A 12,046-nucleotide genomic window follows, 5' to 3' on the forward strand; every position below is an offset into this window, starting at 1 on the left:
CAACAACAATCCAATGACCCGCCCCTATCGATAGTCACAGGGGTGCGCGTCGAGCGGTTTCGTGGCCGTTGCAGCGCACCGGCAATCCATATATCATCGCCCGTAGATTTTTTCCGGATCGCGCGGAGACAGCCGTCCTCGGGGCGGACACCACAATTGCGATCACGTCGTTGAAGTCGTCGTAACTCGTTGTTTTTCCAACCCGAATTCCTATTTTGTGGGTCACGAGCGCATGATGTCCTTTCTACCTGATACCGCTCCCCGACGCCGGCTCGTGCTGGCCGTCGCCACCACCGCCATTGCCACCGCCGCACTAGCCGCCTGCTCACGCAAAGCACCGCCGGAGCCGCCACCGCGACCAGTCGTCGCCGTCGCTGCGAAACTCACCGAACAAACGCCGATTGCATCGCTGCCCGCGCAGATCGAAGCGCGTTACACCACGCCGCTGTCGTTCCGCGTGGCAGGCAAGATCGTCGACCGCTCGGTGCGCCTTGGCGACGCCGTCAAGGCAGGTCAGGTCGTCGCCAGACTCGACCCCGCCGACTTGTCGAAGAATGCCGCCAGCGCGCGGGCACAGCTCGACGCCGCGCAGCATCAACTCGATTACGCGACGCAGACGGTCAACCGTGACCGCGCGCAGGCGCGCGAGAATCTGATCGCCCCCGCGCAGCTCGAACAGTCCGAGAACGCGTATGCCAGTGCCCTCGCGCAGCGCAATCAGGCCACGCAACAAGCCGCACTCGCGGGTGATCAGTTGAGCTACGGCAACCTCAAGGCGGACCGCGACGGCGTCATCACCGCCGAGCAAGCCGACACCGGACAGAACGTCAGTGCCGGTCAGCCGGTATATCAGTTGGCCTGGACGGGTGACGTCGACGTGATTGCCGACGTCCCTGAAGTCGCGCTCGGCGCGTTCCGCATCGGGCAGACGGCCACCGTTTCTCTCCCTGCGATTCCGGGCAAGACGTGGCAGGCGCGCGTGCGCGAAATCTCGCCCGCGGCCGATCCGATGAGCCGCACGTATCGCGCGAAGCTTTCGCTGCTGTCCCCCGGCAACGAGGTCAAACTCGGCATGACGGCCAACGTGGCCTTCGCCCAGCCGCTGCCGACGGGCGCTGCTCCCGTGGCGAATGCGTCTGCACCGGTTGCGGCATCCGGCGCGACGGCCACCGCCGCTGCTGCCAACACGCACCCCATCACGCTGCCCTCCACCGCACTCTTCCACGATGGCAATCAACCTGCCGTGTGGGTCGTCAAGCAGGACGACACGCTCGCCCTGCGCCGTGTGACGATCGTTCGCTACGGCGAGCGCACTGTCACGGTCGCGGGGGGCATCGAGCCCGGCGAACGCATCGTCTGGCAAGGCGTGCACACCGTGACCGCAGGTCAGAAAGTGCGTGTGGTCGCGCCGCTGCATCCTGAGGACTTTGCGTCATGAGCACGCAGGACGGGAAGCCGCCCGTACCCCAGGATCCGCAAACGGGTCCAGCCGCCCCCACCGATGCACTGAAGGACTATCGTCACGAGGAGGGGCATTTCAACCTCTCGGCGTGGGCGCTACGTCACAGGTCGCTCGTGATCTTCCTGATCGCGATGGCGACGATCTTCGGCATTCTGGCCTACTCGCGTCTCGCGCAATCGGAGGATCCGCCGTTCACCTTCCGCGTGATGGTGATTCGCACGTTCTGGCCGGGTGCGACGGCCAAGCAGGTGCAGGAGCAAGTCACCGACCGGATCGCACGCAAGCTTCAGGAAATGCCCAACATCGACTTCCAGCGCAGTTATTCGCGCCCCGGTGAGTCCTTGTTGTTCTTCTCGATGAAGGATTCCGCGCCGCCCAACGAGGTGCCCGAGGAGTGGTATCAGGTTCGCAAAAAAGTCGGCGATATTGCCTACACGCTGCCGCAGGGCGTGCAGGGGCCGTTCTTTAACGACGAATTCGGCGACGTCTACACGCACATCTTCACGCTCGAAGGCGACGGCTTTGGCCCCGCCCAACTGCGTGACTATGCCGACGCGCTACGTACCGTGCTGTTGCGCGTGCCTGGCGTGGCGAAGGTCGATTACTTCGGCGATCAGGATCAGCGCATCTACGTCGAAATCAGCAACACGCAACTCACCCGTCTGGGCATCTCGCCGAACCAGATTGCACAGGCCGTCAACGGCCAGAACGCGGTCTCGCCGACCGGCACGATCGAAGCGCCGAACGATCGCGTGGTCGTGCGCCCGAGCGGTCAGTACCGCAATGTCGACGAACTCGCCGACACGCTCATCCGCGTGAACAACCGCACGTTCCGCCTCGGTGACATTGCAACGATCAAGCGTGGCTACGTCGATCCGCCCGTCTCGGAGATGCGCTTCGGCGGCAAGCCCGTGCTCGGCATCGGCATCACGATGCAAAAGGGGCAGGACGTCATCCACCTCGGCAAAGCGCTCGCGAACACTATGGGCGAGTTGCGCGCGCAGTTGCCCGCCGGGTTGAAGCTGACGGAAGTCGCGAGCATGTCGCAGTCCGTGTCGCACTCGGTCGACGACTTCCTCGAAGCCGTGGCCGAAGCCGTCGCTATCGTGCTGGTCGTGAGCCTCGTCTCGCTCGGCTTCCGCACGGGCATGGTGGTGGTGATTTCGATCCCGGTCGTGCTCGCCGTCACATCGCTGTTCATGTATATCTTCGACATCGGGCTGCACAAGGTCTCGCTCGGCACGCTGATTCTCGCGCTCGGTCTGTTGGTGGACGATGCGATCATCGCCGTTGAAATGATGGCGGTGAAGCTCGCACAGGGCTGGGATCGCAAGCGGGCCGCAGCGTTCGCGTACACCAGCACCGCGTTCCCGATGCTCACCGGCACGCTCGTGACCGTCTCCGGCTTCCTGCCGATCGCACTCGCCAAGTCGAGCACCGGCGAATACACGCGCTCGATCTTCGAAGTTTCAGCGATTGCCCTGCTCGCTTCATGGCTCGCCGCTGTGGTGCTCATTCCCCTGCTCGGCTATAAGATGCTGCCGGAGCGCCCACGCGAAGCGCATCACGGCGACGATCACGAGCACGAGGTCTACGACACGAAGTTCTACAACCGTCTGCGCGGCTGGCTTACGTGGTGCATCGAGCGCAAGTTCATCGTGCTCGTCATCACCGTCGTGCTGTTCCTGATCGCGATGGCAGGCTTCTCGCTCGTGCCGCAACAGTTCTTCCCAAGCTCCGACCGGCCTGAACTGATGGTGGACTTGCGCTTGCAGGAAGGCGCGTCATATCAGGCCACGCTGCGCGAGACGGAACGCCTCGAAAAGCTGCTCGAAGGCCGCAAGGAGATCGATCACACGGTGAGCTTCGTGGGCACCGGTGCGCCCCGCTTTTATCTGCCGCTCGACCAGCAACTGCCCACGCCGAACTTCGCGCAGCTCGTGATCACCGCCAAATCGGTGGAAGAGCGCGAGGCACTCGCGCAGTGGCTCGAACCGAAGCTGCGCGAGACCATGCCGGGCGTGCGCACCCGCCTGTCGCGTCTCGAGAACGGCCCGCCGGTCGGCTTCCCGGTGCAGTTCCGTGTGAGCGGCGACGACATCGGCACCGTGCGCAAGATCTCCGAGCAAGTGGCGGACGTGATGCGCAATAACGGCGACACGGTCGACGTCCAGTTCGACTGGGACGAGCCTTCGCAACGCTCGGTGCGCTTCGAAGTGGATCAGCAGAAGGCGCGTGCGCTGAACGTCGGTTCGTCGGACATCGCGAACTTCATCGCCATGACGCTGACGGGCTACGACATCAGTCAGTACCGCGAACGCGACAAGCTGATCTCGATCACGCTGCGCTCGCCGAAGGCCGAACGCGTGGACCCGGCGAAGCTCGCAACGCTGGCCATGCCCACACCCAACGGCCCGGTGCCGCTCGCCACGCTCGGCCGTGTGGTGGACGAACTGGAATACGGTGTGATCTGGGAGCGCGACCGTCAACCGACCATCACCGTGCGCTCCGACGTGCGCGCAGGAAAGCAAGGGATCGACGTCACAGAAGCCGTCTACAAGAAGCTCGGCGATATTCGCAAGGCGCTACCGGTCGGCTATCGCATCGAGATCGGCGGATCGGTCGAAGAATCCGGCAAGGGCCAGGCATCGATCAACGCGCAAATGCCGATCATGGTGATCGCGGTGCTCACGCTGCTGATGATTCAGTTGCAGAGCTTCGCACGCACCATGCTGGTGGTGCTGACCGCGCCGCTCGGCATGATCGGGGTCGTCGCCACGCTGCTGCTGTTTGGCAAACCGTTCGGCTTCGTTGCGATGCTCGGCGTGATCGCCATGTTCGGGATCATCATGCGTAACTCGGTGATTCTGGTCGATCAGATCGAGCAGGACATTTCGGCAGGACGCCCGCGCTTTGACGCCATCGTCAGCGCGACGGTACGACGCTTCCGACCGATTACGCTCACGGCGGCCGCCGCCGTGCTCGCCCTGATCCCGCTGCTGCGCAGCAACTTCTTCGGACCGATGGCGACAGCCCTGATGGGCGGTATCACCAGCGCCACCATTCTGACCGTGTTCTTCCTGCCCGCGTTGTACGCGACGGCGTTCCGTATTCGTCACGACGAACGTGCCGATCATCCCTCGCATGCATCGTCCGGCAGTTCGCAAGGAGACCGCTCATGACTTCGCGCATCGTTTCACGCGCACTGCGGTGCGCCCCACTCGCCCCCATGTTCTGGCTGAGCGCCTGCTCGTTCACGCCGGGCGATAAGCCACCGGCGATGCCGTCGCCGTCGCACTACGGCGCGAATGCCCTGCCCGAGCGCACGGTCACGGCGCAGGGGGCTTCGCAACGCTTCGACGTAGGCGCACAGCCGGTGAAAGCCTGGTGGCAAGCCTACGAGTCGGACAAACTCAATGCACTGGTCGACGAGGGCCTGCGCAACAGTCCGAATCTGGCGGCGTCCGATCGCGCACTGCAAGCAGCGCGTGAGCAGTTGAAGGCGCAGATCGGCTCGTCGCTATTCCCTTCCATCGATCTTGGCGGGGAAGTGGCCCGCGAGCGCAATCTCGGCATTCCGAACATCCGGCCGCCGACAGCGCTGTACAACATGTTCGTCGGACAGATTCAGGCGCGCTACACATTCGACTTCTTCGGGGCGTCGCGCTTCGCCAATGCGGCGCTCGCCGCGCAAGTCGATCAGCAAGCGTTCCAACTTGCATCGGCGCGTCAGGCACTCGCGGCGAATATCGTCTCCGGTGCGATTGGCGCGTCGGTGCTCGGTGCGCAGGTCAAAGCGACCGAGCGGCTCGTGGAGCTGGCGCAGGCGGATGCCACCGATATGGCCCGACGCGAAGCCCTCGGGGCGGTGTCGCGCGCCGATGCGCTGGCGTCGGCCCAGAATGCCGAATCGCTGGCCTCATCGCTGCCGGGGTTGCGTGCGCAGTGGCAATCGACGCGCCATGCGCTCGCCGTCCTGCTCGGCCGTACGCCCGATCAGGCACCGGACGATCTGGCGCTAGGCGAGTTGAAGGTGCCGCGCGCCGTGCCGGTGGTCGTGCCATCGACGCTGCTGCAATCGCGCCCCGATATTCAGGCGGCGGAGATGGCACTCAAGGCTGCCTCGGCCGAGGTCGGCGTGGCGACCGCGCAAATGTTCCCGAGCTTGTCGCTCAGCGCGTCGATGGGCAAAGGCGGCTTCAACTGGCCGACGGTGATGTCCAACGCCGGGTCGTTGTGGAGCATCGCGGCGTCGATCTCGCAGCCGATCTTCCACGGCGGCGCGTTGCTTGCGCAGCGTCGCGCGGCGCAGGCAACGTACGAGGCGGCCGTCGAACAGTACAAGCAAACCGTGCTGACGGCGTTCAAGAATGTGGCGGACACGCTCGCGTCGCTCGAAGCGGACAATACGTCGCTATTGCACGCCGATAGCGCCAGTGCGGCCGCCGAGCAGATCTATCGCGATACGGCGGCACGGGTGCGTCTCGGGGCCTTGCCGGTGTCGTCCGCACGCGGCCGCGAGCAGCAGTACTGGAACGCCTACCTGACGACGGTGCGTGCAACCGGCGCGCGTTTGTCGGATACTGCGCTACTGTTTTACGCGATGGGCGTGCCGCCCGAGCCCGCCGACGCTGCACCGACGCAGGCCCCGGCAGCGGCACTACCGGCCCCGTCGCAAGACGTAGCCAGACGATGACCACCCGAACCACGACCCGGGGCCGACGCCCCAAACACCTCCCCGATGGCCGCGCCGCCTTGCTCAACGCGGCCATCGACGCTTTCTCGCACCTCGGCTACGACGGCGCGAACCTGCGCGGTATAGCCGCGGCCGCCAAGGTCGACGCGAGCCTCGTGCGCGTGCACTTCGGCTCGAAGGAACAGCTTTGGCGCGCCTGCGTCGATACGCTCGAAGCCGCGCTGGCGGCCCCCGTCGAAACGCTCCGCGCGATTTCGGTCGATGAAACGCGCCCGGTTAGAGACCGCCTTCGCGACGCCATCGGGCTCATCGCGGCCTACGCGGTGCAGCACCCCGAACACAAGTGCTTCATTTCGCTGCATGCGTCCGAGACGGGCGAGCGTGGCGCGGTGCTTTACCGCCATCTGCTCGAACCGGTCTACAACTGCATGGAAAAGCTCATCGTGGAAGGGATGGCGGCGGGCGTGATTCGTGCCGAGCATCCGGCGATGTACTTCTGCGTACTCGCCCATGCACTGCATCCGCCGCCCGGCTCGCCGGTGCTCATGCAGGTGATCGCACCGGAAGTCGGCGGCGAAGCGTTCGGCCCGGCGTTGCTCAAGCAAGTCGAGATGGTGTTCTTCACACCGCCACAAACCGACGATTAAACCGACGCTCGAATGTCATGGCAGTGCATGCCGGCGCCGTCATCTCCGGCACGCACCGATCGCTATCGCGCTAGTGCGACATCGATGCGCCCGGCGGCATCGCCCCTGCCTGCGGCGTATCGGCACCAGTACCCAGCACCACGCCGCGCCGCTCGCGTCCGAAATAGATCATGACGGCGATTACCACTGCGACCGTCCCGGCCACAAGTGCCATCGCCAAACCGAAGTTGCCGTCGTGCGCCTTCGCGATGGTCGTCTGCAGATTCCCGTTGATCGACGCAAACAAATTGCCCAACTGATAGACGAGCCCCGGGAACGTGGCGCGAATCTCGTCGGGCGACAGCTCGTTAAGGTGCGCAGGAATCACGCCCCACGCCCCTTGCACCGAAATCTGCATCAGGAACGCGCCGAGCGCCAACAGCACCGCGCCGCTGGAAAATGCCCACAACGGCAGTACCGGTAACGCGATCAGCGACGCAATGATGATGGCGCGACGGCGTCCGATCTTCTCCGAAATCGCACCGAAGAACAGCCCGCCAATGATGGCGCCGATGTTGTAAGTGATGGCGATCCAGCTCACGGTGTGAGTATCGAACTTGTGCTGCACTTGCAGGAAGGTCGGATACAGATCCTGCGTGCCGTGCGAGAAGAAGTTGAAGGCCGTCATCAACACGATGGCGTACAACGCCAGTTTCCAGTCGCGTGACAGCACCTGCACGAAGTTGGCGCGCGGCGCAGCACTGGCCGCCTCGCCCTTGCGCCAAGCGGGCGACTCGGGCACGTGCCGTCGGATGTAGAGCACGAGCAACGCTGGGAGTACACCGACGAAGAACATGCCGCGCCAGCCAATGCTGTCGTAGAAGAGCCCGTAGACGACCGACGCCAGCAGATACCCGCTCGGATATCCCGCTTGAAGCAGCCCGGAGACGATGCCGCGCGAGTGCGTCGGCACACTCTCCATCGTGAGCGCCGCACCCACACCCCATTCGCCGCCCATCGCGATACCGAAGAGCGCGCGTAGGATCAGCAGTACAGTGAGACTTGGCGCAAAGCCGGAGGCCAGCTCAAGCAATGCGTACAGCAGCACGCTTGCCATCATGGCCGGGCGGCGTCCGACTTTGTCGCCCAGTCGACCGAAGACGAACGCGCCGACCGGACGCATCGCCAGCGTGAGCAACAGCGCGAACGCCACACTGCCCAGCTCGGTATTGAACTCCTTCGCGATGTCCTTGAGCACGAACACCATCAGGAAGAAATCGAACGCGTCGAGCGTCCACCCAAGATAGCTTGCCGTTACCACATGCTTCTGTTCTTTAGTCCAGGCCATGGTGTCCCTCCATCGGCGGCAATGTTGCGCGACGAAATCACTCTACGCCTGAAAACCGACCATGATGCAAGCGAGTCCAAAACCGGCCCGCAGCCCGCATGGGTGCTAGGACACCGCGCAATGACGGGGGTTTTGCCTGTCCAAACCCGTGTGCCAGGCGAGCGAAATGTGCGAAGTCCGCCCACTGCGCTGCGTGCCCGGATGCGCCAGATCGAGAGACGCAAGCGCCATCTGACGGTATCCGAGACGCTCTGACGACGCCGATGCATTACACTGGCGGCCAAATTCACTCGCTTTGTTCAAGCTTCCTACGTCTCCAATTCCATGTCCGAAGCCACCTCCACCACCGTCATTCTCGGCGCCGGTCAAGCCGGCGGCGAAACCGCCCTCGCGCTGCGTCAGCTCGGCTATACCGGCCGCATTGTGCTTGCTGGCAGCGAAACCCATCTGCCGTATCGCCGCCCCCCCCTCTCGAAAGCGTTCCTCGCGGGTCAGGCCGACGAAGCCAGTCTGCTGATCCGCCCGGCGGACGCCTATGAGAAAGCCGAGATCGACGTGCGCCTCGGCGTGACGGCCACCGCCATCGACCGCACGGCGCGCACCGTCGCGTTCGACGACGGCCAGACGCTCGGTTACGACCACCTCGTGCTCGCGCTCGGCGGCCGTGTGCGTCCCCTGCCGATTCCTGGTGGCGATGCATCCAACGTCTACTACCTGCGCAACATCGCCGATGCACAGCGCCTGCGTGAAGCGCTCGCTCCGGGTAAGCGCGTCGTGGTCGTCGGCGGCGGTTACATCGGTCTGGAAGTGGCCGCTAGCGCCGTCAAGGCAGGCGCTTCGGTGACGGTACTCGAAGCGGCGCCGCGTCTGCTCGCCCGCGTGGCCGAAGCGGATCTCGCAGGCTTCTTTGCGACGCTGCACCGCGAGAACGGTGTGGACGTGCAAGTGGGTGTGGGCGTCACCGCCCTCGAACAGGATGCCGCAGGCAATGTGGTAGCCGTGGTGGCCGGTGAGAAGCGTCTGGAAGCGGACGTGGTCGTCGTCGGTATCGGTCTGATCCCGAACACCGAACTCGCGCAATCCGCCGGTCTGGCCGTCGACAACGGCATCGTCGTGGACGAGTTTGCCCGCACCAGCGATCCGGCGATTCTTGCCGTGGGCGATTGCGCGCATCACGAACACCCGGCACTCGGCCGTCGCATCCGTCTGGAATCGGTACCGAGCGCCAGCGAAATGGCGAAGGTGGCCGCCAGCGTCGTGCATGGCGACGCACCGAAGGCCGTCGCGACCGCTCCGTGGTTCTGGTCGGATCAGTTCAACGCGAAGTTGCAGATGGTCGGTATGACCGATGGCCACGACGCCGTGATCGAACGCCGTCTGCCTGATGCACAGGGTGCCGCCGTTTTCATGCTCTTCTATCTGCGTGATGGCGCGATCGTGGCCGCTGCAAGCATCAACCGCGCGCAGGAATTCATGACGGCACGCGAACTCGTCGGCCGCCGTGCGGTGGTCGATCCGGCGCGTCTGGCCGATGCCGCCACGCCGCTCAAGACGCTGCTGACCGAGCTCGGCTGATCACGCCGACTTGCCATCGGCCTCGCGCCGTCGACCTTACTTGGCGGACGGCGCATGGGCGGGCAGCAGCAGCACCGGACGGCCCGCATGACGGGCCGTATCTTCCGCCACGCTGCCTAGCGTGAAGCGCCGGAATCCACGTCGGCCGTGCGTGCCCAGCACGATCAGGTCGACGTCGGCATCGCGGCCCGCAGCGATGATCTGATCCGCGACGCCCTCGCCCACCGGCTCAATCTCCCGCATCTCGATCTCACCGGGCACTTCCGCCTCTTTCAAACGTTTCTGCGCCCAGCTTCGCACCTGTTCGGCCACGGCGCGCACCGCGTCGAGCAATGGCTCAGGATCGAAACCTGCGAGGAACGGTCCCGGTAAGTCCAGCACGTGCACCACCCGCATCGACGCGCCATGCGTGCGCGCCAACGCCAACGCATACTCGAAGGCAAGCCGCGAGGTCTCGCTGTCGTCCAGCGCGACGAGAATGCGTTCGTAATGGCCGCCCGCGCGCAGCGGCTGATGCGGCCGCGCCTCGCCCGCCACCAGCATCACCGGCACTTCCGCGCTGCGCAGGATCTGTTCCGCGACGCTGCCGAGCATCGCGCGGCGCACGCCACTGCGGCCGTGTGTTCCGACGACGATGATGTCGGCACCCCATTCGATGGCCTCGCGGGTCATCGCTTCGGGCACGGTTTCTCCGGTGGTGCGCAAGTCGAGCAGATGCGCCTGTGCGTCGAAGCCTTCTTCGCGCAAGTACAGGACCGCCCGTGCGAGATGTTCTTCGCCTTCGCGCTGCATGTCACGGCGTACCTGTTCCAGATCGATGAGTTTGCCGAAAGCGGCCGTGAGCAGATTGACGGGGTCTTCCACGGTGTGAATGACGCGGATCGCGTCACCGTGCCGCGCAAAGGCAGCGGCCTCGCGCAATGCGCGGCGTGACGACTCGCTACCGTCGGTCGCCAGCAGAATGCGTTTTGTCATGAGCAGCCTCGCGTTGATAGTCGAAGGAATGCCATGCGCGTGTCCGGTCATCCCGATGTTCCATCTGACGAACCTTGCACGACGCTCCCACTATACTGCTCGATAGGGCGCGAAGGCCACCCTCCGCGCGCCCTGTGCGACCGGGATGGCCATTGGACTTCGCTTCCTTTGACGCAACGCAAAAACGCCACAGGCCCGGCAAAGCGGGCCTGTGGCGTCAGAGTGAGACGAAGCTTGCGGCGAGCGCTCAGCGTGCAGCGTCGCCCCAGCGATAGGCGTGCGACGCGTCGTCGAGCTTTGCCTTGAGTTCCGGCGGCAGCGCGTAGTCGATCGTGCCCAGCGTCTCGGTCAGTTGCTCGACGCGGCTTGCGCCGATGATGGCCGAGGTCACGCTCGGGTTCGCCAGCACCCATGCGAGCGACAGACGCGTGAGCGACTCGCCTGCGTCCTTCGCAATGCCCTTGAGCGCTTCGATGGTCTCGAATTCACGCTCATGCCAGTAGCGTTGCTGGTACATCGCCCCCGCCTTGCCCACGGTAGCCGACGTGAAGCGGCCCTCGGTAGGCGCAGCGTCGTGGCGGTACTTGCCGGTCAGCAGGCCGCCTGCGAGCGGGTTGTAGGGAATGACCGCCAGCCCTTCTTCGCTCGCCAGCGGCAGCAGTTCGCGTTCGATCTGACGGAACAGGAGGTTGTAGCGCGGCTGGACCGACACGAAACGCGCGACGCGCAGCACGTCGGCACGGCCCAGCGCACGTGCGAGACGATACGCGAGATAGTTCGACACGCCGACGTAACGGGCCTTGCCCGACTTCACGATGGTGTCGAGCGCTTCAAGCGTTTCGTCGATGGGCGTGTCGGTGTCGTCCGAGTGCAGTTGATACAGGTCGACGTAATCGGTGCCGATGCGGTTGAGCGACGCGTCGATGGCACTCAGCAAGTGCTTGCGCGACGCGCCCTTGTCCCACGGCGACGGCCCCATCTGACCGCAGGCCTTCGTCGCCACGATGAACTGGTCGCGACGGCCCTTGAGCCAGCGGCCCACCACTTCTTCGGTACGGCCGACGAGCGAATTGTCGGCCCCCAGCGGATAGACGTCGGCGAGATCGATGAAGTTGACGCCCGCCTCTGCCGTGCGGTCGAGAATGGCGTGGCTGGCGGCTTCTTCGGTTTGCAGACCGAACGTCATGGTGCCCAGGCACAGGCGGGAAACGGTCAGGCCGGTGCGGCCGAATTTCGTGTATTGCACGGTAACTCCCGGAGGCAAGTACTGGTGAATAGCGATGCCCGGCGTCGCGGACAAGGTGCACAGTATGCGCGATTCCGGGAAAACGCGTGCGCCGCCCAACGCTATCGCAGCACACGCG

At 64.7% G+C, this 12,046-nt stretch carries 8 protein-coding genes; 5 read left to right on the forward strand and 3 right to left on the reverse strand.

All coding sequences use genetic code 11. The annotated features are described in order from the left end of the window. Nucleotides 1-235 precede the first annotated feature (235 nt). The 4 genes from PAN31117_RS03740 to PAN31117_RS03755 are packed head-to-tail and all read left to right on the forward strand — an operon-like array spanning nucleotide 236 to nucleotide 6,805. Nucleotides 236-1,438: an efflux RND transporter periplasmic adaptor subunit gene (locus PAN31117_RS03740; protein ID WP_150737322.1), complete on the forward strand. Its 1,203-nt coding sequence runs from the start codon at nucleotides 236-238 to the stop codon at nucleotides 1,436-1,438. Beyond that, nucleotides 1,435-4,644: an efflux RND transporter permease subunit gene (locus PAN31117_RS03745; RefSeq protein WP_246188907.1), complete on the forward strand. Its 3,210-nt coding sequence runs from the start codon at nucleotides 1,435-1,437 to the stop codon at nucleotides 4,642-4,644. Before PAN31117_RS03740 ends, PAN31117_RS03745 begins: the two co-directional genes overlap by 4 nt. After that, nucleotides 4,641-6,158 carry an efflux transporter outer membrane subunit gene (locus tag PAN31117_RS03750; RefSeq protein ID WP_150737032.1) on the forward strand — a complete coding sequence of 506 codons (1,518 nt, stop codon included), beginning with the start codon at nucleotides 4,641-4,643 and terminating at the stop codon, nucleotides 6,156-6,158. The genes PAN31117_RS03745 and PAN31117_RS03750 overlap by 4 nt, the downstream gene beginning before the upstream one ends. Continuing rightward, nucleotides 6,155-6,805, forward strand: a complete 651-nt coding sequence (locus tag PAN31117_RS03755; protein ID WP_150737033.1) for a TetR/AcrR family transcriptional regulator — start codon at nucleotides 6,155-6,157, stop codon at nucleotides 6,803-6,805. Before PAN31117_RS03750 ends, PAN31117_RS03755 begins: the two co-directional genes overlap by 4 nt. A 70-nt stretch (nucleotides 6,806-6,875) precedes the next feature. On the opposite strand, the gene PAN31117_RS03760 is transcribed toward PAN31117_RS03755, so the two are convergent. Next, entirely contained in the window at nucleotides 6,876-8,132 is a 1,257-nt protein-coding gene (locus PAN31117_RS03760; protein WP_150737034.1) for an MFS transporter, read from the reverse strand. Nucleotides 8,133-8,456: 324 nt separating this feature from the next. Between PAN31117_RS03760 and PAN31117_RS03765 the strand changes: the two genes are divergently transcribed. Continuing rightward, on the forward strand, nucleotides 8,457-9,707 hold the full coding sequence (locus tag PAN31117_RS03765; RefSeq protein WP_150737035.1) for an NAD(P)/FAD-dependent oxidoreductase: 1,251 nt from the start codon (nucleotides 8,457-8,459) through the stop codon (nucleotides 9,705-9,707). A 36-nt stretch (nucleotides 9,708-9,743) separates the two neighbouring features. Here the strand turns inward: PAN31117_RS03765 and PAN31117_RS03770 are convergent, their stop codons facing one another. Together PAN31117_RS03770 and PAN31117_RS03775 are read right to left on the reverse strand one after the other, a co-directional pair. Then, nucleotides 9,744-10,682 (reverse strand): universal stress protein, encoded by a 939-nt coding sequence (locus PAN31117_RS03770; RefSeq protein WP_174990809.1) that lies wholly within the window; start codon nucleotides 10,680-10,682, stop codon nucleotides 9,744-9,746. Between the two features lie 247 nt (nucleotides 10,683-10,929). Continuing rightward, a complete protein-coding gene (locus tag PAN31117_RS03775; protein ID WP_150737037.1) occupies nucleotides 10,930-11,928 on the reverse strand; it encodes an aldo/keto reductase in 999 nt (332 codons plus the stop codon). Nucleotides 11,929-12,046: the final 118 nt, after the last annotated feature.

Source organism: Pandoraea anapnoica, from assembly GCF_902459765.1.
Classification (GTDB): domain Bacteria; phylum Pseudomonadota; class Gammaproteobacteria; order Burkholderiales; family Burkholderiaceae; genus Pandoraea; species Pandoraea anapnoica.

Excerpts from the sequence above, each read along its gene's own strand:
- PAN31117_RS03765 (WP_150737035.1), top strand. The coding sequence starts at position 8,457 with ATGTCCGAAGCCACCTCCACCACCGTCATTCTCGGCGCCGGTCAAGCC.
- PAN31117_RS03760 (WP_150737034.1), bottom strand. The coding sequence starts at position 8,132 with ATGGCCTGGACTAAAGAACAGAAGCATGTGGTAACGGCAAGCTATCTT.
- PAN31117_RS03755 (WP_150737033.1), top strand. The coding sequence starts at position 6,155 with ATGACCACCCGAACCACGACCCGGGGCCGACGCCCCAAACACCTCCCC.
- PAN31117_RS03740 (WP_150737322.1), top strand. The coding sequence starts at position 236 with ATGTCCTTTCTACCTGATACCGCTCCCCGACGCCGGCTCGTGCTGGCC.
- PAN31117_RS03770 (WP_174990809.1), bottom strand. The coding sequence starts at position 10,682 with ATGACAAAACGCATTCTGCTGGCGACCGACGGTAGCGAGTCGTCACGC.
- PAN31117_RS03750 (WP_150737032.1), top strand. The coding sequence starts at position 4,641 with ATGACTTCGCGCATCGTTTCACGCGCACTGCGGTGCGCCCCACTCGCC.
- PAN31117_RS03745 (WP_246188907.1), top strand. The coding sequence starts at position 1,435 with ATGAGCACGCAGGACGGGAAGCCGCCCGTACCCCAGGATCCGCAAACG.